A 21,866-nucleotide genomic window follows, 5' to 3' on the forward strand; every position below is an offset into this window, starting at 1 on the left:
CCTCACAGGAGGAAGTTGTGGAGCAGTACGAACTGGACGCCCTGGAACGCGTCACCTCACGTCCCCCGAGGGAGTACCGGACCATCGAGGTCGCCTCCCTCACCCCCGTCATCGGCGCGGAGGTCTCGGGCGTCGACCTCTCCCAGGAGCTGTCGGAGGAGCAACTGGGCGAGGTGAGGACCGCGTTCCTCGACCACCATGTCCTGGTTTTCCGGGACCAGTTCCTCACGCAGGAGGACCACAAGCGCTTCGCGGGCCACTTCGGCGAGCTCCGCCCGGTGAACCCGCCGCCGGAGGACGGCGATCCCTACATCCTGGAGATCAGTACCACCGCCGAGGCGTCGAACGTGGCGGGCAACGGCTGGCACGCGGACGGCACCGCCGACGCGGAACCGTCGCTGGGCTCGATGCTCTACCTCACCCGCGTACCGGAGACGGGCAGCGGAGGCGACACCCTGTTCGCCAATATGCACCTGGCCTACGAGATGCTGTCGCCGGCCATGCGCGGGCTCCTGGACGGCATGACCGCCATCCACGACGGTCTCATCGCCTTTCAGGGCCACACCCCGCCGCCGGGGTACGTGATCCCCAAGAGCGAACACCCGCTGGTCGTACGTCACCCCGAGACCGGCCGGCCGATCCTCTACGTCAACAGGGCCTACACCGGACGGATACCGCAGCTGTCGGCCGACGAGAGCCGGGCCGTGCTCGGCATGCTGTTCGACGTGGTGCCGAACCGGCCGCTGCTGAGCTGCCGCGTCCGGTGGAGCCCCAACACCCTGGTGTTCTGGGACAACCGCTGCGTACAGCACCACGCGACGTACGACTACTACCCGTTCACGCGCTACGGCCAGCGGGTCGCCATCAACGGCGGCCCGCTCAAGGGGTAGGGCGCGGTCGTGTCCGGCGGACCTTCGCGGACGAGCGAAGATCCGCCGGACAGCGAACAGCGGACGGCGGACGGCGGACGGCGGGACAGCGGACGGACCCTGGGGGTGTCTTGCAAAGGGCCCATGAGGAGGCCGACGGAGCCGACCGTGCCGACAACGCCGAAGCCGACGCCGACGCCGACGCCGACGAGCGGACGGTGTCAGTCGCCGTACTCTCCGGTGGCGAAACGGCGCGCCTCGCGCCGGGCCGCGTAGCGATCCTTGCGGTTGCGGGCCCTGTTCATCTCCCCCCATTCCTTCTTGGCGGCACGTCCGTTCGGTCCTGAACAGCACGTCCGGCCGAAGTCGGAGTGTCCCCACCGGCAGCGGGTGTCCGTGTCCTCCCACATCGGGCTGGCCGGCAGATCGCAGGGGCCGTAGCGGTGATCGTGGACCGGCCGGGGGTTGTGCTCCGTGAAGCGCACCCGCAGGGGCTTGGTCCTGTCCGTACGGGACATCTCGTTCCTTCCGGAACCGCCGCCCCGTCCCGGACTTTCCGGGCGGGCGGCCGGGTTCGCCACCTCACGGCGACCCACCCCTTTCTCTGTCCGCCGTACCGGCCGTCCTGGAGCGGACGGCGGTTCACAGCGCTCTCCGTACGGGTGGAAAGCCTTCCAGGATATCGGCGTGCCTCGGCGCCGCACAAGAAGACCTCTCGGCCCAACAACCGCCGCACCAGGTGGGCGGGATCGGCCGGCCGCTCCACCGGCCCGGGACACTCACGACCTCGGCGCCACGGGGCCAGGTTCCGCATCCGCTCGTCCTGGCCGATGATGACGTGCAGGGCCGCGCTCCTCGGTGCGGCACCGGCTGTCCCAGGAAGGGGTTCCTCATGGACGAAGCCGAGGTGATCGTGGTGGGGGCCGGGCCGGCCGGCTCGTCCGCCGCCTACCATCTGGCCAGGGCGGGCATCGACGTCCTGCTGTTGGAGAAGACCCGCTTCCCCCGGGAAAAGGTGTGCGGCGACGGCCTCACGCCACGGGCGGTGCATCAACTCATCCGGATGGGCGTCGACATCAAGGCTCCGGGGTGGATGCGGTCACGCGGGATGCGCTGGGTGGCCGGAGAGCACCGGGTCCATATCGACTGGCCGGGCCTGGGAAGCTATCCGGACTTCGGGCTCTCGCGCAGCCGGCACGATTTCGACGACATCCTGGCCCGGCGCGCGGTCGCCGCCGGAGCGCGGCTGCGCGAGGGCGTGAAGGTGACGGGCCCGGTGACCGATCGCGGCGGGCGTGTCATCGGTGTCACCGCCGCGGCCGAAACGACGGCGGCGGGAGCGGCGGACGGGGCGGCGGCACCTGCGGCAGGGCCCGGAACGGCGGCCGGGGCCGGGGAGCCCGCGGTCTACCGCGCGCCGATCGTCATCGCGGCCGACGGCGCCTCCGCCCGCCTCGCCCTCGCCCTGGGCCTGCGCCGGGACCCGAGCAGGCAGATCGCGACGGCCGCCCGCCGTTACTACCGCAGCGCGGAGCGCTCCCAGGACGACTACCTGGAGCTGTGGGCCGATCTGCGCTATGCGGGAACCGATCACTACCTGCCGGGATACGGCTGGATCTTCCCGATGGGCGACGGCCGGGTCAATGTCGGTCTCGGCGCGCTGCCGCACCGCCGGTACGGAAACGCGGATCTGCGGTCCGCGCTGGACCATTGGCTCGCCCGTACCCCGCACGCCTGGGGACTGCGTGACGAGAACGCCGAAGGTCCTGTCAGGAGCGCGGCTCTGCCGCTGGGCCTGAACCGTCATCCGCTGTACACGCGCGGGCTCCTGCTGGTCGGCGACTCCGCGGGCATGATCAGCCCGTGGAACGGCGAGGGCATCGGCCAGGCCCTGGAGGCGGGCGAGGTCGCGGCCGAGCGGGCGGCGCTCGCCCTGGCCCTTCCGGCGGGGCCGAGGCGCGAGCGTGTGCTGCGCGACTACCCCGTGGAGATGAACCGCCGCTGGGGGCGCTACTACCGTCTCGGCAATGCCGCCGCCGATGTCGTCTTCAGCCGGTCGGGCTTCCAACCGGTCCTCAACCGCTATGTCATGGGCTCGCCGTTTCTGCTCAGGACCCTGGCCCGGCTGCTCTCCAACCTCACCGACAAGCCCTCGCGGGACATGACCGACCATCTGCTCAACACCGTCGTCCGGCTGGTCCCGGCACCGCCCGTACGCCGCCGCTGAGGACGCGGCCGTCCACGACACCGGAGTGACGGGTTCCGGCCGGCCGCGTCCGGCACCACCGCGCATGCGATGCTGAAGTGCGGACAACAGTGCGGACAACAGTGCGGAGAACAGGGCAGACGTCAGGACAGACGTCGGGGCGGCCATCAGGGCGGACGGCCGCGCGCACGGCGGCGAGGACAACCGCGCGGAACACAGCGGGAGAACAGGAGAGTCCGGCAGCGTGAGAGCAGGGACACGACGGGCCGGCACCGGCACCTGGGATCGCTTCGCGGCATCGGACCCGGGTCTGCTGCGGCTGATGGCGGGGCTGCGGACGGTCGCGGCGATCGCGCTCACCCTCCTCGTCCTCGCCCTGCTCGGCACCGGCGTCACGTACCTGGTCGCGGGCGCCATGACGGCGATGGTCTCCACCTTCGCGATCAAGGAGAGGCAGGTACGCGACCAGGCGATCACGCTCGCGCTCGGCCTGCCCGTCGCGCTCGCCGCGATCTCCCTGGGAGCGCTGCTGAGCACCCGGATCATCGCGGGTGACGTGCTCTTCATCGCCCTGATCTTCGCCGCCGTCTACAGCCGCAGATTCGGCGAACGCGGTACCGCTCTGGGGCTGATGGGCTTCCAGGTCTACTTCGTCGCGCTCTTCGTGGGAGCCCGCCCCGCCGGTCTGCCCGTACTCTGGGCGACCCTGGCCATCGGCTTCGTGTGCAGCGCGATCGTACGGTTCGCCGTCGTACCGGAAACGCCCCAGCGCGAACTGCTGCGGCTCCGCGACGCCTTCCGGGCGCGGCTCGCCCAGGTCGTGACCAGTCAGATCGAGCTGCTGGACGCCGCCCCCGAGCAGTTGGACAAGGTCCTCGACGATCTGCGGCGGCGTACCGCGCGACTGCACGAGGCGGCTCTGATGATCCAGAGCCGTCTGGAGGAGGGCACGCGCGACGCGGCCACGGCTGCGCTGCTGCAACGGCGCGTCGCGGACGCCGAGATCACCACGGAGCGGCTGGGCGTACTGCTGCTGAACGCCCGCAGCGCCGAGAGCGCGGACACCCTCACGCTTCATCTGCCGAACGCGCCCGTGCCGGCCACGGGGAACCTGGTGACGGCCGCCGGCGGCGACGTGATCGGGACGCTGCGCCGGGACCTGAACGCACTGCACCTGCTGATGGCCCGCGCGGGCACCGACGACCGGGGTACGGCGCTGGCGCACGTACGCAACAGGCTGCTCGGCTACCGCGACGAGGAGCGGCTGCCGCGCGCCTCGGACGCCGTCCAGGACGTCTTCCGCGGCATCGGTGAGGTGGCCCGCGCCGTCCTGGGCCTGCGCCTCGCGCTGGACGGGCCGCAGGACGAGTCCAGCGACTCACCGGCGACGACGCGTTCGCGTGAGGAGTTCGACGCCGAGGATGTCTCCCTCACCGGTCCCGAGGAGCCCGAGGAGGAGGACCGCACCGGCCTCCGGCGCCCCACCACCCGCGCGGCGTTCCAGGTCTCGGTGGGGTCGGTGCTGGCCATCATCGGCGGTGAGTTCCTCTCCACGCAGCGCTGGTACTGGGCGGTGCTGACCTGCTGGGTGGTCTTCCTCAACACCGCGTCCACGGGCGAGATCCTGGTCAAGGGCTACCGGAGGGTGCTCGGTACGGTCCTCGGGGTGGTCGCCGGTGTCCTGCTGGCGGGGCTGGTCGGCCACCACACCTGGCTCGCGTTCACGCTGGTCCTGGTCTTCATCTTCGCCATGTTCTTCACGGCGCCGCTGTCGTACGCGCTCATGTCCTTCTTCGTCACGGCGATGCTGGGACTGCTCTACACACTGCTGAACAAGTACAGCTTCGACGTGTTGGTCCTGCGCATCGAGGAGACGGCGCTCGGCGCGGTCTGTGGCATCATCGCGGCCGTACTGGTGCTGCCGGTGCACACCGACCGCCGTACCGACGAACTGCTGGGCACGGTCCTGGACCGGCTCGGCGATGTGGTGTCGGCGGCGGTGGAGCAGCTCAGCGGCGGCCCGGCGTCCGATCTGCTGAGCAAGGCGCGGGATTTGGACACCGCGCTGGACGATCTGCGGGATTCCACCAAGCCGTTGACGCATCCGATCTCCCCGCTGCGCGTGCGGCGCAGGACCGTCCGTTATCTGGTGGCGCTGCTGGAGACCTGCGCCTATCACGCCCGCTCCCTGGCGGCGACGGCCGAGTTGGTGCCGCAGAGCAGGACGGTCTCGCCCGACCCGCGCCTGGGGCGGGCGGGGCGGCGTATCGCGCACAACATCGGAGTGATCGCCGCGCGCGTCAAGGACGCGAGGACCGAGGGCGAGGTCGAGTCCGGCGCGAGCATCGCCTCCATGCTCAGGACCGACGCCTCGGGCGCGCCGCACTCGGACACGGTGACGGCTCGCGTACTGCGCCATCTGCAACGTCTCGACGAAGGCGTGGCGGGCCTCGCGCGCCCCCTCGGCGTACCGGTCGCGGACCGCGCGGAGCGCAGGGCCGCTCAGGACTAGGCCCTGTCCGGTAATCCCAGCCGGGCGTGCGACGACGGCTACGGCACCGCGCCGCCGGTCCGGGGGTGTGCGGCGGCGGCAAGCGCGTCAACCGGCGGCGGGGCCGCGTCCGGGGTCTTCCGGTCGCGGCGGACGAGAAGCGTGCCGATCACGCACACGACGGCCACCAGGACGAAGCCGTACCACGGGGTGGCCCCGGAGGGATGGGTCTCGTACACGAGCGCCGCCGACAGCACGGTCAGCACCGTGGCGGTACGGCCGTACGGCCTGGTGGCGGCGATCACCGTCATGCCCCAGAGCAGGTACCACGGCTGCACCATCGGCGAGAGGGCGACCAGGGCGACCAGGGCGAGCCCCAGGGCATGGACCGGGTCCAGGGGACGGACACGTTCCGGGGCGGGGTCGGTGTCCGGGGCGCGGGCCGCGTCCGGGCGGGCGCGCAGCGTCCGCCACGCCAGGCACGCGATCAGGACGAGCGCCGCCGCCAGCCCCAGGTTCTGGACGGCGGCCTTGACCGGGCCCGGGTCGGTACCGGCCAGCAGGCGCAGCAGTTCGCCGAGGCCGAGACCGATGTCGCTGGTGGCCGAGAGCGCGGTGTGTATGGTGCCCGCGACGCTCTGGGTCCTGAGCCAGCCGAAGCCGGTGCCGCCGAGCAGCGTCGCCGCGACGGCGACCCCCACCGCGACCAGGCCGGGCGCCGCGCCCTTCGCCACCCGCCGTACGAGCGGTCCGGTCGCCGCCCTGCCCACGAACACGCCGATGAACAGCAGTGCCATCGCCGCCGGGGACTTGACCATCATGGCGAGACCGACGAGCGCGCCCCCCACGATCCACCTGCCGCGCAGGGCGAACACCACGCCCGCCAGCATGAGACCGATCATCAGCCCGTCGTTGTGCACGCCGCCGATCACATGCATGAGCAACAGCGGGTTGAGCGCCCCGAGCCACAGCGCGCCGCTCTCGCTCGTGCCGCGCTCCCGCGCGAGACGCCGCAGGGCCCACACGATCAGCACCAGCGCGGCCACGGCGATGAGGCGCATCCCCAGCACGGCGGGGACGATCGTCCCGCCCGTCGCCCAGGTCACGCAGCGCGCGAGGATCAGGAAGAACGGACCGTACGGCGCGGGGGCGTCGGTCCAGTTCCCGCCGACACTCGCGGCGGCGTCGCCACCGAGCCCGGCCGGGTCGAGGACGGACGGCCCGGCGCTGTAGACGTCGTGTCCTTCGAGGACCATCGCGCCCTGGGCTATGTAGCTGTACACATCGGCGCTGTAGAGCGGCGGCGCCAGCGCCGGCGGGGTGGCCCACCAGGCGAGGGTGACGAGCGTGTCGCGCGTGGAGGCCCCGGTCCTGCCGTACCGCCACCAGGCGACGACGAGCAGCGTCAGCCCGGCGTAGGCCAGGACGGCGCCCGCCACGGTCACCGCGGACCCGGCCCCGTGGGGCACCCAGATCCCCCACGGTTCACGGTCCGGCAGCGTACCGGCGACCCAGCCGCCGGCGGCGACCGCCACGGAACCGGTCGCGCCCAGCCGGCGGTACCCACCGGCGTTCCATGCCCACATGACCAGCCAACCTATCGAACGACCGGCGGCCACCAGCGGCGCACCCCAGTGGGTCGGGCAGAGCACGTTCAGCGCAGGCACGGCGGCGAAGCCGGCCCTGAGCGTGGACGACGGTGCCGGGAGCGTGAAGGTGTGCTCCGTCGCCCTCACACCGACCGGCACCACGACCACGCCGGGTGCGGTGCCGGACGCGGCCAGGGGCGCCGCCACGCGTCGGGTTGCCACCCGGGGCGAGGCCGTCAACGCCCGCGACACCATCGCGCTGCGACGATCCCGACGGGACGGGTGGGCGCTTCCTACTGGTCGCGCCGGTGCACGCTGAGGACGGCGAGCACGGCCGCCGCCAGGGCCCACACCGCGTAGACGGTCCACGCTCCGGAGGCCGTCCAGGGGAAGGCGGTCCGTGAGTGGTCGGCCTCCGTGAGCCGGATCCACGCCTCCGTGGGCAGGGCATGGCTGATCACCGCCGACCAGCGGCGGCCATCGGTGAAGACCAGGGGCAGCAGGACGAGCACCGCGACGGTGGCGGTCATGGTGGCCGCCGTGTGCCGGATGACGGCGCCGAGCGCAAGACCGGCGAGCGCGCACACCGGCGCGAGGAGGGCGGACGCGACCACGACGGTCAGGGCGCCCGGATGGCCGATCGGGACGCCCACGTCCCGGGCGCCGAGAATCGCCTGGGTCAGCGCGAACGAGGCTCCGGCGACGAACACACCGAACACGGTCGTGATCCCCGCGACGACGACCGCCTTGGCCGCCATCACCGAGCGGCGGGCGGGCACGGCCGCGAAGGTCGTACGGATCGTGCCCGTGCCGTACTCGCCGATGACGGCGAGCGCGCCCATCACACCGAGGGCCAGCACCATCACCATCGCGCCGTTCACGGTGAAGGCATGCTGGAGCGCGATTCCGTCCTCGATGAAGCCGGCCCGGTCCGCCGCGTCGCGCATGCCCCAGTAGTTGTATGTGTCGTAGGCGGTCCCCCCGTTGAAGGCGAGGACGGCCAGGGCGGTCGCGCCGTACGCGATGAAGGTCGAGCGCAGCGACCGGAGTTTGATCCACTCGGCGGCGACCAGATCGCGGAAGCGCGCGCGGGGTTCGGCGGCGCCGGACGCGCCAGCGGGTACATACGACGCCGAAGTGGATGTGGGCGTGGGCGTGGGCGTGGAGCTGGTCGCGCTCATCGGGATTCTCCTGCGAGGTACTGGACGCTGTCGGCCGTGAGCTCCATGAACGCCTCTTCCAGGGAGGCGGACTTGGTATGGAGGTGGTGCAGCGGGATGCGGTGCTCCTGGGCGATCTCACCGATCCGGACCGAGTCCAGACCGGTGACGGTGAGCGACTCGCCGTCCGCGTGCACGGTCGCGCCCCGCGCCGTCAGCAGGTCGCTCAGAACGGAGGCGGCGGATGTGCCCACCGTGACGCTCTGCCGGGTTCCGCGGGCCGAGAACTCCGCGAGGCTCTCCGCCGCGATCAGTTCGCCGCGGCCGATGACGATCAGCTGGTCGGCGGTGTGCTCCATCTCGGACATCAGATGGCTGGAGACGAAGACGGTGCGGCCCTCGGCGGCGAGCCGCCGGAACAGCTCGCGTACCCACTTCACGCCCTCCGGATCGAGGCCGTTGAGCGGTTCGTCGAAGAGCAGCACCGGAGGATCGCCGAGCAGGGCGCCCGCGATACCGAGCCGCTGTTTCATGCCGAGGGAGAATCCGCCGACGCGGCGCCGTGCGACCTCGACGAGGCCGACCTCCTCCAGCACCTCGTCCACCCGGCGCTTCGGGATGCGGTTGCCGCGGGCCAGGGCGGACAGCTGCGCCAGCGCGCTGCGCCCGCCGTGCACATCGTGCGCGTCGAGCAGCGAGCCGACATGGCGCAGACCGCGGGGGCGGTCGCGGAAGGGCCGGCCGCCGACGGTGACCGTGCCACCGGTGGGCTCGTGCAGGCCGAGGATCATCCGCAGCGTGGTGCTCTTGCCGGCGCCGTTCGGCCCGAGGAAACCCGTCACCCGGCCGGGGCGCACGGTGAAGGTCAGATCGTTGACGGCTGTCGTGCGGCCGTACCGCTTGGTGAGTTCGTTGACTTCGATCACGGAAACAACGGTGCCGGTGGGCGGCCGTGTCCGTCGTCCGGCTCCGGCCGGCAATCGCGGGGCGCCGATGTCGACCCCGGTTGTACGACCACGGGCCGATGACCGCCCGTACGCACGCCGTTTACGATCGCGGCATGTCCGCCTCACCGCCTCTGCCGCTGCTCAAGCGCGTACCGCCGGGCCTGTGGACGGCGCTGGTGTGGTTCGCGGCGGCCGTGCAGCCCATCATCGAGTACGTCGTGCTGCCGCCGGGGCCCGGGTACTCGCTCGACTATCCCCGGGACGGACTGCACTCGTTCGCGGCCCGGACGCTGCTCCTCGTCGCCTTCGCGCTCGTCCTGGCGGGCAGCGCCCTGCTCCGGCGCGGGGCGTCGGTGGCGTACGGACTGGTCCTCGCCGGGACGGTCCTCTCCACGATGGCGTGGCGTCAGAACGAGATCCCGCCGATGCAGTTCCTGGGAGTGGATGTCGTCCTGGGGTACGTCGCGGCCACCCGGCCCCGGCGGATCTCGCTCCGCGCGGCGGCCGTGACGCTGGGCGTACTGTCCGGTTACCTCCTCCTGCGGCCGTTCGCGAGCGACGATTCCGGCACCGCAGCCGAGCCGTACGTGGCCCTGACCGTCGTCATCGCCTGGCTCGTCGGCAATTCGGTGTTCCAGGCCCGCGCCCACACCGAGGAGCTGCACGCCCGCGCCGCCGCCCAGGCCGTCACCGCCGAACGGCTGCGCATCGCACGGGAGATGCACGACACGGTCGCCCACAGCATCGGCATCATCGCCCTCCAGGCGGGCGCCGCCGCCCGGGTCGTCGACACCCAGCCGGCCAGGGCCCGCGAGGCGATGCTCACCGTGGAGAAGGCCGGCCGCGAGACGCTGTCCGGACTGCGGCGGACGCTCGGCGCGCTGCGCCAGGCCGACCAGGAACAGGCGCGTACGGACCAGGACCGGGAACGTACCCCCGGGGGCCCGCGGCCCGCACCGGCCGCTCCGCCGGCCACCGGTCTTGCGGACGTGGAGCGGCTCGTCGCCACGACCACGGCCGCCGGTGTCCGTGTGGATCTGCGATGGCGGGGCAGGCGCCGCCCGCTGCCCGCGGACGTCGACCTCGCGGCGTTCCGGATCGTCCAGGAGTCGGTGACCAATGTCGTACGGCACTCGGGGGCCACGTCCTGCCGGGTGCGTGTCGACCAGCTCGACGACGCGCTCGCCATCGAGGTCTCGGACCGCGGCGGCGGCGGTGGCCAGGACCGCGGCAGGGCCGGCGGTACGGGCACCGGGTACGGCCTCGTCGGCATGCGCGAGCGGGTCGCCCTGCTGCACGGCGATTTCACGGCCGGACCGCGCCACGGCGGCGGGTTCCTGGTCTCGGCCCGGCTGCCGGTCCCGAGGTCCGCGTGGACCGAGGCGGAACCGAAGGCGGACGCCCGATGACCATCCGCGTCCTGCTCGCCGACGACCAGCCCCTGGTCCGCGCCGCCCTCCAGATGGTGATCACCGACACCGCGGACATCGAGGTCGTGGGCGAGGCGGCGAACGGCGCCGAAGCCGTCGCTCTGGCCGGGGAACTCGCCCCCGATGTCGTCGTGATGGACATCCGGATGCCGGGTACGGACGGTATCGAGGCCACCCGGCTGATCACCACGGCCACCGGCTCCGCTCACGTCATCATGCTGACGACCTTCGACGACGACGATGACGTCCACGGGGCACTGCGCGCCGGCGCGTCCGGATTCCTCGTCAAGGACATGGCCCTGGACGACATCCTCGCCGCGATACGCACCGTCGCCGCCGGCGACGCCCTGATCGCACCGAGCGTCACCCGCCGCCTCATCAAGGAGTTCGCCGGCCGCCCGGCGGCCGGCCCAGCGCGAAGGGCGGATCTCGGCGGCATCACCGACAGGGAGCGCGAAGTGCTGACGCTGGTCGGCCGCGGTCTGTCGAACACCGAGATCGCCGAGCGGCTCTGCATCAGCGTCGCCACCGCCAAGACGTATCTCAGCCGCCTGCTCTCCAAGCTCGGCGCCCGCGACCGTGTGCGGCTCGTGATCCTGGCCTATGAGACGGGTCTCGTGACCCCGTCGTCCTGAGCCGGCGCGGGCGAGCGGCCCCGCCGAGCCGGGCGGAACGGGCGGCGGCAGGAAGGAAACGGGCAAGGCGGCGGCCCCGTTCGCCGGTCGGCACCGACCGGAAATTGACGGCCTCTTGATGCCACTTCCCCCGGCACGTGTATGGCAAATAACTGAACAAATTCAGATCAACGAACACCGCCCGTTTCGCCGGTTCCGCGCCGCCCCCGCGCGAAGCCCGGCGGAGCAAGGGCCTGTTCGGGGGTGGGGCATCCAAACGGAACTTCGGATTCGGTCTGCGGCGACGCCCGGCCGTCCCTGCGGCGTTTTCTCCTCGCCCCGGGAGAAGCTTCCGGACGACGTGGCGCGCACCCACCTCTCGTTGGCGTGATATCTGGCATGGAACGTCGAGAACGAGCCAAATTTCATGGCCGATGCATCCGACCTGTCGCGCCGCACCTTCTTACCTACGAGTAGGACGTCACTATCGACAGGTACGCAGGGTCGGCCCCGGGGGAGGCGTTCCATGCGCCTGATCCCCGGTCGTATGAGAAAGGCAATGGGCACCAATTGCAGATCAATCTTCTGGGACCGATGGAAGTAATGGATGACGGGGTTCAGGTCCGGATACCGGGAGAGAAATTACGCTCGATCCTCGCGGCATTGTCGTTATCGGTGGGGCGCTCCGTTTCGCGTAGTGAACTCATCGACGAGCTATGGGGCGAAGAGCCTCCGAACAGCGCCGAGAACTCATTGCACGGTCATATCGCCCGGCTGCGCCGGGTTCTGGTCGCACACGGCGGGAAGGCGGCTCTGCGCAATGTCATCCGGACTTCACCGACCGGATACGTCCTGGAGCTGACCGAGGAGGACGTCGACGCTTCCCGGCTCCTCCACCTGGTGGCCCGCGCCGAAGCGGCGAGCGAGCACCACCCCAAAGGCGCCGTCGATCTGCTGACCGAGGCGGTTTCCCTATGGCGGGGCCCGGCGCTGATCGACGCCGGGCACGGAATGATCTGTCAGGTCGCCTACACCCAGCTGGAAGAGATCAGAGTAGGAGCCTACGAAAGGCTTTTCGATATCCGGCTCCGGCTCGACCATCCCCGGGCCGTCATCCCCGGCCTGGAGCAACTGCACGCCAGGTACCCGCTGCACGAGCGATTCTGCGAACAGCTCATCACCGCCCTCTACCTGTCCGGACGGCAGGCCGACGCGCTCAACACGTACCACCGCACCCGCGAGTACCTGTCGCAGCATCTGGGACTTCAGCCCGGACACGGACTGAGAGACAGGTTCCAGGACATCCTCCGGCAATCCCCCCACCTGTCCATATCCCGGGCCGGGGAAGAGGTCATACGGACTTCGTGACGCGGAGGATCTGCCAGATGGCACCCAGCCTCGCGCGCCCGTGGAAGGCCAGATACTCCGGAAGTACCAGCTGGGGGCCCCACTTCTCCTTGTAGGCGAGCTGGCTGGCCGCGGGATAGACCTTGTCCCCGTGGTCGGCCAGCAGCCGCATGATCTTCCGGGTGGCCCCGCTGGCCTCGGGCGGATCGTGCTCGTCGGACAGTCCGGTGAACGGGGTGAAGCCGAAGTGCAGCCACTCCGCCCCCTCCTGACGGAACATCTCCAGCGCGGTCAGGTTGATCGCCTCCATCACACCGGGAGGCGCGTCCGGGAGCCGGCGGCTCAGGTCGTGCAGCCACCCGGGACGCGAGCCGTACGCGGGTGAGTACGAGATATAGGCGATGGGCACTCCGTCGAGCCGGCCGAGCATCAGCCGGCGCGCGTGCTGTACGGGCCCGCCCAGCTCACCGACCAGGAACTCGATCTCCTTGACGTGCCGGCCCTTGCTCCGCAGCCACGCGCCGTCGATGCCGGCTATGTCCGCCGCGCACTCCTCGTGGGAGACCTCCGTCACCTCCAGGCCGCTGCGCCGGGCCCGCGAGATCTTGTTGCGGAGTTTCATGAAGCGCGTGCCGCGCAGGGCGAAGTCCGGCAGGTGCACCGAGTACGACGAGCCGACCTGATTGACCGTGAAACCGCACCGGACGTACAGCTCCACGTCCGACGTGAGGACCTGTACGGCGACGACCTTGCGGCGCCGCCGGCGCGCGTGCGCGAGGAAGGCCCGCAGCAGCGCCTCCCGCTGTTCCGGCGCGGCGTGGACGCCGCCGAACTGGATCAGATACGAGCCCGCCTCGCGATAGGCGACCACTCCGTCCGCCGCCGGATCGGTGAAGTACGCGTTACCGGAGTTGAGCGCGAGGAAGGCACTGGGATTGTCGCCGTCCTTACGGAGCTTTTCCAGCACTCCGAGTACTTCTTCGTCGGATACCTCTCCGCTGCGCGTCGTCATCTCACTCCCGTTGCCTCAGGCGTCGATTTACCGGGCCGGTGCCCGGGGACATGCTCCTCAGCACCTCTTCCATTTGCCTGAAACGTCCGTCTCAGCGCCGTCTCAGCGCCGTCTCCGAGGATTTTCAGGTGGCCGTGTGAAAGTCGTAGCCACCACTTGGAACTGCGAACATTCCCGTCTGCCGATGGGAAATGGAGAGCGGAGGGGCTGCGTGAGCAGCGATATCGCGACGCCTTCGGCGTCAGGAAAAGAAGATTCCGGAGCGCCTCGTCAGGAAATCCCCACCTACCTTTCCCTCATTGACGGAAAGGCCGTTCCGAGCGGGACCTGGGTGTACGTGGTCGACTCGGACGCCCTGCTCGACGACGCCTTTTCCACGCTCACCATGAAGCGGAAGCTGGAGAGCGGGCGCATTCCCGCCGAGAACCTGCCGGCCACCATTGTGGGCCGGGTGGCGCGGGCGGACCGTCAGACCACGGATCTGGCGATCGAGGCGGCGGCCGCGGCCGCCGCGCCCTGGGCGGCGTTCCCCCCGGAAACCCGGATCGAGCAGTTCGGCACCCTGCTGTACCGCAGGCTCGCCGAGCAGGCCGAGCGGATCACCGATGTGCTCGTCCAGGAGGGGCACCCGCTGGCACTGGCCCGCTGGCAGGTGTCCGGGGCGCTGGAGGTGTTCGGGCCCGAGTCGCTGGGCTTCTACCGCAGCCAGATGCTCCAGGAGTACCGGCACGGCGAGCGGGAGATCTCGGTGCGCCGCCGTCCCGACGGTGTGGTCTGCCTCAACCCCCCGCAGAACGCGCCGCTTTCCAGTGCGCTGCTCGGTGTGACCGCGATCATGGCCGGCAACTCCCTGGTCGTACGGGCGCCGCGCAGCGCCCCGCTGGGCGTCATGTACGTGCTCCAGGAGGTCGTGGCGCCGGTACTGGCCGAGCTGGGCGCTCCCTCGGGCACCCTCGGTGTGGTGTGCGGCGACCCGGCTCCGATGCTGGACGCCTGGCTGGAGAGCCCGCTCGTCGACGACATCATGTACTTCGGCAGCAGTGAGAACGGGATGCGCTTCCAGGAGCGCTGTATCGCGGCGGGCAAGAAGCCGATCCTCGAACTGGCCGGCAACGACGTGGTGCTGGTGTGGAAGGACGCCGACCTGGATCTGGCGGCCGAGGCCATCACGGAGAGCTTCTACGGCTCCGGCCAGCTGTGCATGATCCCCAACCAGGTGGTGGTCCACCCGGACGTCAGCGACGAACTCGTCGCCCTGCTGGCCGAGAAGGCGGCGCGGATCAGGCCCGGCCGGTCGTCGGAGGAGGGCGTTCTGCTCACTCCGGTGCTGCGCAACGAGAAGTTCTTCTCGTGTCTGCGTGACGCTCTCGACCGGGGCGCGGAGCTGGTGTGCGGCGGGCACGCGATCCAGGAGGACGGAACCCGTGACACCGCCGGGATCTTCCTCGAACCCACGGTGGTGCGGGTACGCGGTCTCGATGAGGCCCGGGAGGTCCAGGCGGTCCGCGAGGAGACGTTCTTCCCGCTGCTGCCGGTGATCGTGGCCGAGCCCGCCCCCGACGAGGTGCAGCTGGAGCGGTTCATCGACTTCGTCAACAGCAACGCCTACGGGCTGCGGAACTCGGCGTGGGCACGTGATCCCGGGGTGGTCGACCGGATCGTGACCCGGATCACCCAGGGCGGGCTGCTCAAGGTGAACGACTCCCACATCGGGTTCCTGCCCTATCTGCCGACGCATGGCGGGACCGGGCTCACCGGAGGTGTGTTCGGCGAGGCCAACTACCCGATCCTGCGCACCTCCCACATCCAGGGCGTGAGCGTCGCGTCCGGCGCGCGTCCCTCGGAAGCGGTGTTCGGCGCCTGGAAGGCCCTCCAGGCCGCCGCCGGCCGCTGACCGCACCGCGCACCGGTCCCGTACGGCCCGCACGGCCCGTACGGAACCCGTCGCACGCCCCGGCCGCGAGCCATCACGACAGAACGACGACGGAACGACAGAACAGAGGGGGATCCATGCGCTCGTTGGAAGCCGCACGCGAGACGTGCGAATCATTCCTGCCCGGCCTGCTCGATCTGCTCTCCGGCACCCCGCTGGAAGAGCTGGAAGCACCGAAGAACCCCGCACTCGACCACTTCCGCACGGCGGGCGGTCCCGGTCTGGTGATCCCCAAGACCTACGGCGGGACGGGAGCCGATCCGCTCCAGGCCCTCGCCGTGGTGCGGGCCCTGGCCTCCCGGGCACCGTCCCTGGCGATCGCCACCACGATGCACCACTTCTCGGTGGCGACCCTGTTCACCCTGGCCGGCTCCATCCAGAGCAGCGGCATGGAGTGGGCGCTGCTCGAAGGGATCGCGGAGCAGCGACTGCTGGTCGCCTCGGGCTTCGCGGAGGGCCGGCCGGGGCGGGGCATCCTCTCGCCGATGATGTCGGCGTCGAAGGCGGACGACGGCTATGTGATCAACGGTTCCAAGAAGCCGTGCAGTCTGTCGCACTCGATGGACCTGCTCACCGCCAGCGTGGCGCTGCCGACCGACAGCGGTGAGCCGAGAATGGCGGTGCTGCTGATTCCCCGGGAGACCGAGGGGGTCAGTGTCCATCCGTTCTGGGGAAGCCGGACCCTCGCGGGCGCGGAGAGCGACGAGGTGCGGCTCACGGACGTCTTCGTCGACGAGCAGCTGCTGATGCGCACCGAGCCGGAGGGCGACGCCGGGAATCTGGACGATCTCCAGACCGTCGGCCTGATCTGGTTCGAACTGCTCATCTCCGCCTGCTATCTCGGCATCGTCAGCGGACTGGTCGAGCGGGTCGTCGACGGCGGCCGGGGCAGCGACTCCGACCGTGCCCGGGTGCTCACCCGGCTGGAGACGGCCGCCCTGCTGCTGGAGGGCACCGCCCGGATGATCAGGGACGGCGAGACCGGCAACGCGGCGCTGGCCCGCACGCTCGTCGCCCGGTACGCCGCCCAGGACGCGCTGGGCGACGCGCTGAACCAGGCCGTCGAACTGCTCGGCGGCACGGCCTTCATGTCCTCTTCCGACGTGGCCTACCTGGCCGGCGCCGCACACGGTCTGTCGTTCCATCCGCCGTCGCGGTCCAGCTTCACCGGCCCGTACCTCGACCATGTCGCGGGCCATCCCCTGCGCCTGACCTGAAGAGAGGGAGATCCATGCCATCGACGACAGCGACATCCGTTCTTCCGCCGGCCGTGCCCCCGGCCGTCCCCGCCGCGCCCGCTCTCGGGCGTGAGGAGCTGGGCAAGCTGTACCGGGCGCGCCTCAGCAAGGGCCGGGCGACCCTCGGCGAGCTGTTCGGCGGGCACATCGAGGTGGCCTCGGAAGGCGCCTGGGTCACCACCTCGACGGGCGAACGCTTCCTGAACTGCGGGGGGTACGGCGTCTTCCTGATGGGCGCCCGGCATCCCACCGTCATCCGGCATGTCGCCGAGCAGCTGGCCACGCACCCCGTCGCCACCCGGCTCTTCCTCGAACCGCAGGTCGCCCTGGCCGCCGACGCCCTGGTGTCGGTGGCGCCGCGAGGCCTGGAGCGGGTGCACTTCGCCGGCTCGGGGGCGGAGGCGGCCGAGACGGCCATCAAGCTGGCCCGCACCCGGGGCCACCACCGGCTGATCGCGATGGAGAACGGCTATCACGGCAAGACCATGGGCGCGCTCAGCCTGACCGGCAAGAGCGTCTTCCAGGACCCGTTCCGGCCGCTGCTGCCGCAGACCGGCCATGTGCCGTACGGCGACGCCGCCGCGCTCGAATCGCTGCTGGCGGCGACCCCCGGCGAGGCGTGTGTCTTCGTCGAGCCGGTGCAGGGCGAGGCCGGAGTGGTGATCCCGCCCGCGGGCTATCTGCGCGCGGTGCGGGAGCTGTGCGACCGGTACGGGGCCTTCCTCGTCCTGGACGAGATCCAGACCGGTCTGGGCCGGCTCGGTTCCTGGTGGGGCGCCGACCGGGAGGACATCAGCCCCGATGTGCTGCTCGTCGGCAAGGGACTCAGCGGCGGCGTCGTACCGGTGTCGGCCGTGGTCGCCACCCGCGAGGCGTTCGGGGCCTTCGACCGGGACCCGTATCTGCACACGTCCACGTTCTCCGGCGCGCCGCTGGCGATGGCCGCCGTACGCGGGGCGCTCACGGCGCTGCGCGAGGACGATCTCGTGACCCGCTCCCGCGAGCTCGGCGCCGAGATCCTCCCGGAGCTGGACCGTATCGTCCGGTCGCACTACGGCGACGCCGTGCGCGAGGTACGGGGCCAGGGGCTGCTGCTGGGGATCGAGTTCGCCCAGCCGGGGCCGGCGGGCGATCTGCTGATCGAGCTGATCATGAACGGTGTCATCGCCAACCACTCCCTCAACTCCCATCTCGTCCTGCGCTTCACCCCGCCGGCGGTTCTGACCAGAAGCGACCTGGACTTCTTCTACGAGGCGGTCGACCGCGCGTGCCGCGCGCAGGGCGCCCGGTACGCACCCACAGCAGAAGGTGACAACATCCATGCGTAGCGTGCAAGTGAAGGTCCGCGTCCACGACGTCGACGCGGCGGTGGCGTTCGATCGCGTCAGCGCGTTCGGCCGGTACTCCGAATTCACCGAGGTCATCCGCTCGGTGACATCCCGTCAGGAATCCGGCACGCAGGAGGTCAGCGACTGGGAGGTCTACTTCCGCAACGGCATCCTGTGCTGGACCGAGACCGACCGGTTCGACCGGGACGGTCTGACCATCACCTTCGAGCAGACCGACGGTGACTTCGCCGAGTTCTCCGGTGTCTGGCGGCTCGTCGCGGACGGCGACGACTGCGTGGTCGACTTCAGCGCCGAGTTCGACTTCGGTATCCCCAGCCTGGCGGGCATCCTCGACCCGGTCGCCGAACGGGTCTTCAAGGAGACCATCGCCCGTGTCGTCATCAGCCTCTTCGAGGGCAACGCCTCGGTGGTCGGCGACGAGGCGGTCGCCCGCGCCGTCGCCGAGGTGATGGCCGCGCCCGTCACCGCCGCGTCGGGATCGCGCTGATGGACGGCAAGAACCTCTTCGAGACACGTACCACCTACCGGCTGATCCGGCTGGAGTACGGACTCGGTCTCGTGATCGCCGCGGCCTTCTTCTTCACCCATCTCGACGAGGTCAGATGGCTCCCCGCGATCCTGCTGTTCGCCTATATCGACCTCATCGGATACATCCCCGGGGCGATCGCGTACCACCGCAGCGCGTCCAAGCGGATACACCGGGCGTACTACGTGCTCTACAACGTCATGCACAGCCTGGTCACCCAGACCCTCGTGGTGCTCGCGTGGATCTGGCTGTGGGGCCCCGAGTGGGCGCTGCTGGTCATCCCCATCCATCTGTTCGGCGACCGCGCGCTGTTCGGCAACTTCCTCAAGCCCTTCGCGCTGGAGTTCGAGCCGGTGGCCCATCCCGCGTATTCCCGCTTCACCGATCAGTTCGACGCCGCGCCGGCACCGGCGGCCGGCACACCCACGAACGTCTAGGCTCCGGAAGGAAACCCCTCATGGACGACGTCTACCAGCAGCTGCTGGAACTGCTCACCAGCACCTTCGGCCTGGACGCCGAGAGCATCGAACCGACCAGCACGCTCAGCGCCCTCGAACTCGACTCCCTCGCCCTCGTGGAGCTCTCCGTCGCCGCGCAGGAGGAGTTCGGCGTACCGCTCGAGGACAGCGACCTGGGCCCCGAGTCGACCGTCGGGCAGGCCGCCGAGCTGATCTCCGGCAAGCTGGCCACCGTCTGATGGGCCGTCCACCGACGACCGCCCCGGCACAGGCCCCGTTCGACGCCGCGATCACCGGGGTCGGCATGGTCACGGCCGCCGGGACCGGGGTCGAGCGGAGCTGGGAACGGATCCGTGCCGGGGCCGGTACGGCGGCCACCGACGTACCGGCGCTCGCCGGCCTGCCCGCCGACTTCGCGTGCGCCGTCACCGATTTCGACCCCGGCGGGCTCATCGAGCGCAAGCAATTGTGGCGGCTGGACCGCAGCAGCCAGCTCGCGCTGGTCGCCGCTCACGAGGCGGTCACCGACTCCGGCCTCGACCGGGACTCCTGGGACGCCACCAGGGTCGGTGTCGTCCTGGGCAACGGCATCGGCGGCGCCGCCACCTGGGAGAAACAGCACAAGGTGCTGCTGGAACGCGGGGCGCGCAAGGTCTCCCCGCTGCTCGTCCCCATGCTGTCGCCCAACATGTGCGCCGGATACGTGTCCATGATGTTCGGCGCCCGGGGACCCAGTCTGGTGACGGCGACGGCCTGCGCCTCCGGGACCACGGCGGTGGGCACGGCACGCGAACTGCTGCGCAGCGGAGCCTGCGACGTGGTGATCACCGGCGGCACCGAGGCGCCCCTGGTCCCCTCGCTCATCACGGGCTTCGGCCAGATGCGGGCCCTGGCCGACCGCCGCGACGATCTGTCCGCCACCTCCCGTCCCTTCGACGCCGACCGGGACGGATTCGTACCGGCCGAGGGCGCGGCCGTACTCGTCCTGGAACGCGCCGCGGACGCGAGGGCGCGCGGAGCCACGATCCGGGCCATGGTGAGCGGGTACGGCGCCTCCGCCGACGCGTTCCACGCGACCGCCCCCGATCCGGACGGCGGGGGCGCCGAGCTCGCCGTGCGCGCCGCGCTGCGCGACGCGGGGGTCGGCGCGGGCGAGGTGGACCATGTCAACGCGCACGGCACGGCGACGGTACTCAACGACGCCACCGAGGCCCGCATGATCCGCCGGGTGCTCGGGGAGCGGCCCGCCGTCACCTCCGTCAAGGGTGTGGTGGGCCACTCCCTGGCCGCGGCCGGGGCCATCGAGGCGGTGGTGACGGCGCTGACCCTCCAGGAGGGTCACATCCCGCCGACCGCCAATCTGGAGAGCCTGGATCCGGAACTGGAACTGGACATGGTGTTCAAGGCCGGGCGCGATCTGCGCGCCGAGGTGGCCGTCAGCAACTCCTTCGGATTCGGCGGTCAGAATGCCGTACTGCTGTTCACCAGGGCCTGACCGGGCCGTGGTCGGCGCCGGCCGTGGGCACGGCGGCGGCCGTCCTGCCGCCGAGGGCACGCACCACGGAGGCGGCCGCGACCGCGTGGCCGAGGCTGTTCGGCCGCGCCCGGTCGCGGCTCCACACGGCCGCCACCTCGGTGTCGGAGTAGTGGGACGCGAGGTCGATGTAGAGCGTGCCGTGGCGCAGGGCGACGGCCCTGGCCTGTTCGGAGACCCGTTTCTGCTGTTCGGCCACCTGTTCCCGGCGGCCGGCCGGCAGTCCGGGCCAGCCCGCCAGCTGGTAGGAGCCGAGCAGCGCGACGTCGTACCCTGCGTCACGCAGCGGCGCGACGATCCGTGCCAGCTCCGCCGTCGGTCCGTACATGTCGAGCGCCTCGTCCGGTGTGTACGCGGTGCCGCAGCAGACCAGCGCGAGGTCTCCCCGGAAGGCGAGCGCGGCCGGGAGCTGCCCGGAGCGCACCTGCGCGGCGCGCAGCTCCCGCCGGCCGAGGAGGTTGAGGTACGCGAAGCCCTCGGCGGCGTCGCCCAGGGCCGTCGCGACCCGGTCGTACCAGGGCCTCGGCCCGTATCCGTCGACCTGTTCCACGGCCCGCTCCACCGCTATGTCGCCCAGCACCACCAGGCGGCGCCAGGGGGCACCGGCGAGGAGCCGTCCGGCCTCGCCGGGCCGCAGGCACCGTGGGTCGGCGCCCTCCCGGACATGGGATTTTCGCTGTCCGGTCGTGTCGTTCATGGTGTTCCCCTCCCGTTGAACCCTTCCTTGCTGCCCGCTTCGATTCCGGTCCACTCCACCGTTTTGCCCCTGTCCGCGGCGCGGCGAGCGGTCTCAGGAAGATCTCAGCGTGATCTCAGGAAGCTGCGGCAGCATCGGTGGCGCGGCGGGAGCAGCGGCCGGTCCGCCTCCGCGGCAGGGAGAGGTACCCGAAGTGGTCCAACGGGGTTCCGGGGCAACCCGGATCGGGTCGCCGTACAGGCTCCGGCCCGCGCAGGTTCGAATCCTGCCCTCTCCGCCGACCATCCGACGCCGTGCCGCGGCGCCGTTCCCGTGGGTGCGGGAACCGCGCCCAGGGCCGTCAGGCAGACGCGGTACCGGCGCGCCGCCCGCTGTGCGCGCCGCGGCCCGCATACCCGTTCCCGGAAGTCGCCGGGCCCGCCCTCCGGGGTCGGCGTCCCCTTCCGTGGCACCACCCGAGACGTTG

General features: G+C 71.0%; 19 protein-coding genes, 1 tRNA gene and 1 pseudogene. 15 read left to right on the top strand and 6 right to left on the bottom strand.

Annotation, left to right across the window (positions count from 1 at the left end):
* Window positions 1–17: 17 nt before the first annotated feature.
* A complete protein-coding gene (locus ACIOGX_RS23295) occupies window positions 18–890 on the top strand; it encodes a TauD/TfdA dioxygenase family protein (protein ID WP_384771575.1) in 873 nt (290 codons plus the stop codon).
* Window positions 891–1,090: 200 nt separating this feature from the next.
* On the opposite strand, the gene ACIOGX_RS23300 is transcribed toward ACIOGX_RS23295, so the two are convergent.
* Window positions 1,091–1,387 carry a hypothetical protein gene (locus ACIOGX_RS23300; protein ID WP_356508183.1) on the bottom strand — a complete coding sequence of 99 codons (297 nt, stop codon included), beginning with the start codon at window positions 1,385–1,387 and terminating at the stop codon, window positions 1,091–1,093.
* A gap of 374 nt (window positions 1,388–1,761) precedes the next feature.
* On the opposite strand from ACIOGX_RS23300, the gene ACIOGX_RS23305 reads away from it, so the two are divergent.
* Both ACIOGX_RS23305 and ACIOGX_RS23310 read left to right on the top strand, forming a co-directional pair.
* Complete coding sequence (locus tag ACIOGX_RS23305) at window positions 1,762–3,096, top strand: geranylgeranyl reductase family protein (protein WP_401915818.1); 1,335 nt, start codon at window positions 1,762–1,764, stop codon at window positions 3,094–3,096.
* A gap of 301 nt (window positions 3,097–3,397) precedes the next feature.
* A complete protein-coding gene (locus ACIOGX_RS23310; protein ID WP_401915922.1) occupies window positions 3,398–5,587 on the top strand; it encodes an FUSC family protein in 2,190 nt (729 codons plus the stop codon).
* A 38-nt stretch (window positions 5,588–5,625) separates the two neighbouring features.
* Here the strand turns inward: ACIOGX_RS23310 and mptB are convergent, their stop codons facing one another.
* A complete protein-coding gene (mptB, locus tag ACIOGX_RS23315) occupies window positions 5,626–7,152 on the bottom strand; it encodes a polyprenol phosphomannose-dependent alpha 1,6 mannosyltransferase MptB (protein ID WP_401915821.1) in 1,527 nt (508 codons plus the stop codon).
* A gap of 31 nt (window positions 7,153–7,183) precedes the next feature.
* Between mptB and ACIOGX_RS23320 the strand changes: the two are divergent.
* Window positions 7,184–7,363, top strand: a pseudogene (locus ACIOGX_RS23320) (hypothetical protein); the annotation flags it as partial.
* Window positions 7,364–7,448: 85 nt separating this feature from the next.
* Here the strand turns inward: ACIOGX_RS23320 and ACIOGX_RS23325 are convergent.
* Window positions 7,449–8,336: an ABC transporter permease gene (locus tag ACIOGX_RS23325; protein WP_401915824.1), complete on the bottom strand. Its 888-nt coding sequence runs from the start codon at window positions 8,334–8,336 to the stop codon at window positions 7,449–7,451.
* Window positions 8,333–9,241, bottom strand: a complete 909-nt coding sequence (locus tag ACIOGX_RS23330; RefSeq protein WP_356516596.1) for an ATP-binding cassette domain-containing protein — start codon at window positions 9,239–9,241, stop codon at window positions 8,333–8,335. Before ACIOGX_RS23330 ends, ACIOGX_RS23325 begins: the two co-directional genes overlap by 4 nt.
* 134 nt (window positions 9,242–9,375) lie before the next feature.
* Between ACIOGX_RS23330 and ACIOGX_RS23335 the strand changes: the two genes are divergently transcribed.
* From ACIOGX_RS23335 to ACIOGX_RS23345, 3 genes are all read left to right on the top strand, one after another.
* Window positions 9,376–10,671 carry a sensor histidine kinase gene (locus tag ACIOGX_RS23335; RefSeq protein WP_401915828.1) on the top strand — a complete coding sequence of 432 codons (1,296 nt, stop codon included), beginning with the start codon at window positions 9,376–9,378 and terminating at the stop codon, window positions 10,669–10,671.
* Window positions 10,668–11,327 carry a response regulator gene (locus tag ACIOGX_RS23340; RefSeq protein WP_384771593.1) on the top strand — a complete coding sequence of 220 codons (660 nt, stop codon included), beginning with the start codon at window positions 10,668–10,670 and terminating at the stop codon, window positions 11,325–11,327. Before ACIOGX_RS23335 ends, ACIOGX_RS23340 begins: the two co-directional genes overlap by 4 nt.
* Before the next feature lie 549 nt (window positions 11,328–11,876).
* Entirely contained in the window at window positions 11,877–12,674 is a 798-nt protein-coding gene (locus tag ACIOGX_RS23345; protein WP_356516590.1) for an AfsR/SARP family transcriptional regulator, read from the top strand.
* On the opposite strand, the gene ACIOGX_RS23350 is transcribed toward ACIOGX_RS23345, so the two are convergent.
* Complete coding sequence (locus ACIOGX_RS23350) at window positions 12,658–13,665, bottom strand: bifunctional lysylphosphatidylglycerol flippase/synthetase MprF (protein WP_129768349.1); 1,008 nt, start codon at window positions 13,663–13,665, stop codon at window positions 12,658–12,660. The two genes, ACIOGX_RS23345 and ACIOGX_RS23350, sit on opposite strands and share 17 nt — an antisense overlap.
* A gap of 337 nt (window positions 13,666–14,002) precedes the next feature.
* On the opposite strand from ACIOGX_RS23350, the gene ACIOGX_RS23355 reads away from it, so the two are divergent.
* From ACIOGX_RS23355 to ACIOGX_RS23385, 7 genes are all read left to right on the top strand, one after another.
* On the top strand, window positions 14,003–15,559 hold the full coding sequence (locus ACIOGX_RS23355; protein ID WP_356516588.1) for an aldehyde dehydrogenase family protein: 1,557 nt from the start codon (window positions 14,003–14,005) through the stop codon (window positions 15,557–15,559).
* Window positions 15,560–15,675: 116 nt separating this feature from the next.
* Window positions 15,676–16,815, top strand: a complete 1,140-nt coding sequence (locus ACIOGX_RS23360) for an acyl-CoA dehydrogenase family protein (protein WP_401915833.1) — start codon at window positions 15,676–15,678, stop codon at window positions 16,813–16,815.
* Between the two features lie 14 nt (window positions 16,816–16,829).
* On the top strand, window positions 16,830–18,164 hold the full coding sequence (locus ACIOGX_RS23365) for an aspartate aminotransferase family protein (RefSeq protein ID WP_401761972.1): 1,335 nt from the start codon (window positions 16,830–16,832) through the stop codon (window positions 18,162–18,164).
* Window positions 18,157–18,672, top strand: coding sequence for an SRPBCC family protein (locus ACIOGX_RS23370; protein WP_356516582.1), 516 nt, complete (start codon window positions 18,157–18,159; stop codon window positions 18,670–18,672). The genes ACIOGX_RS23365 and ACIOGX_RS23370 overlap by 8 nt, the downstream gene beginning before the upstream one ends.
* Window positions 18,672–19,148: a hypothetical protein gene (locus tag ACIOGX_RS23375; protein ID WP_356516581.1), complete on the top strand. Its 477-nt coding sequence runs from the start codon at window positions 18,672–18,674 to the stop codon at window positions 19,146–19,148. Before ACIOGX_RS23370 ends, ACIOGX_RS23375 begins: the two co-directional genes overlap by 1 nt.
* Before the next feature lie 20 nt (window positions 19,149–19,168).
* A complete protein-coding gene (locus ACIOGX_RS23380; RefSeq protein ID WP_356516579.1) occupies window positions 19,169–19,408 on the top strand; it encodes an acyl carrier protein in 240 nt (79 codons plus the stop codon).
* The gene (locus ACIOGX_RS23385) at window positions 19,408–20,664 is read left to right on the top strand and encodes a beta-ketoacyl-[acyl-carrier-protein] synthase family protein (protein ID WP_401915837.1); all 1,257 of its coding nucleotides are present in this window, start codon (window positions 19,408–19,410) and stop codon (window positions 20,662–20,664) included. The genes ACIOGX_RS23380 and ACIOGX_RS23385 overlap by 1 nt, the downstream gene beginning before the upstream one ends.
* Here the strand turns inward: ACIOGX_RS23385 and ACIOGX_RS23390 are convergent.
* Entirely contained in the window at window positions 20,651–21,400 is a 750-nt protein-coding gene (locus ACIOGX_RS23390) for a GDSL-type esterase/lipase family protein (protein WP_383963922.1), read from the bottom strand. The two genes, ACIOGX_RS23385 and ACIOGX_RS23390, sit on opposite strands and share 14 nt — an antisense overlap.
* Window positions 21,401–21,578: 178 nt before the next feature.
* On the opposite strand from ACIOGX_RS23390, the gene ACIOGX_RS23395 reads away from it, so the two are divergent.
* Window positions 21,579–21,677 (top strand) — tRNA-OTHER (locus tag ACIOGX_RS23395).
* Window positions 21,678–21,866: the final 189 nt, after the last annotated feature.

Origin of the sequence: Streptomyces sp. NPDC088147, from assembly GCF_044741565.1 — a bacterium.
Classification (GTDB): Bacteria; Actinomycetota; Actinomycetes; order Streptomycetales; family Streptomycetaceae; genus Streptomyces.

What these genes read in the sequence shown, in the direction of transcription:
- ACIOGX_RS23300 (WP_356508183.1), bottom strand. Translation starts at nt 1,387, where the DNA reads ATGTCCCGTACGGACAGGACCAAGCCCCTGCGGGTGCGCTTCACGGAG.
- ACIOGX_RS23305 (WP_401915818.1), top strand. Translation starts at nt 1,762, where the DNA reads ATGGACGAAGCCGAGGTGATCGTGGTGGGGGCCGGGCCGGCCGGCTCG.
- ACIOGX_RS23365 (WP_401761972.1), top strand. Translation starts at nt 16,830, where the DNA reads ATGCCATCGACGACAGCGACATCCGTTCTTCCGCCGGCCGTGCCCCCG.
- ACIOGX_RS23310 (WP_401915922.1), top strand. Translation starts at nt 3,398, where the DNA reads ATGGCGGGGCTGCGGACGGTCGCGGCGATCGCGCTCACCCTCCTCGTC.
- ACIOGX_RS23325 (WP_401915824.1), bottom strand. Translation starts at nt 8,336, where the DNA reads ATGAGCGCGACCAGCTCCACGCCCACGCCCACGCCCACATCCACTTCG.
- ACIOGX_RS23360 (WP_401915833.1), top strand. Translation starts at nt 15,676, where the DNA reads ATGCGCTCGTTGGAAGCCGCACGCGAGACGTGCGAATCATTCCTGCCC.
- ACIOGX_RS23375 (WP_356516581.1), top strand. Translation starts at nt 18,672, where the DNA reads ATGGACGGCAAGAACCTCTTCGAGACACGTACCACCTACCGGCTGATC.
- ACIOGX_RS23370 (WP_356516582.1), top strand. Translation starts at nt 18,157, where the DNA reads ATGCGTAGCGTGCAAGTGAAGGTCCGCGTCCACGACGTCGACGCGGCG.
- ACIOGX_RS23350 (WP_129768349.1), bottom strand. Translation starts at nt 13,665, where the DNA reads ATGACGACGCGCAGCGGAGAGGTATCCGACGAAGAAGTACTCGGAGTG.
- ACIOGX_RS23335 (WP_401915828.1), top strand. Translation starts at nt 9,376, where the DNA reads ATGTCCGCCTCACCGCCTCTGCCGCTGCTCAAGCGCGTACCGCCGGGC.
- mptB (WP_401915821.1), bottom strand. Translation starts at nt 7,152, where the DNA reads ATGTGGGCATGGAACGCCGGTGGGTACCGCCGGCTGGGCGCGACCGGT.
- ACIOGX_RS23390 (WP_383963922.1), bottom strand. Translation starts at nt 21,400, where the DNA reads ATGAACGACACGACCGGACAGCGAAAATCCCATGTCCGGGAGGGCGCC.
- ACIOGX_RS23385 (WP_401915837.1), top strand. Translation starts at nt 19,408, where the DNA reads ATGGGCCGTCCACCGACGACCGCCCCGGCACAGGCCCCGTTCGACGCC.
- ACIOGX_RS23340 (WP_384771593.1), top strand. Translation starts at nt 10,668, where the DNA reads ATGACCATCCGCGTCCTGCTCGCCGACGACCAGCCCCTGGTCCGCGCC.
- ACIOGX_RS23380 (WP_356516579.1), top strand. Translation starts at nt 19,169, where the DNA reads ATGGACGACGTCTACCAGCAGCTGCTGGAACTGCTCACCAGCACCTTC.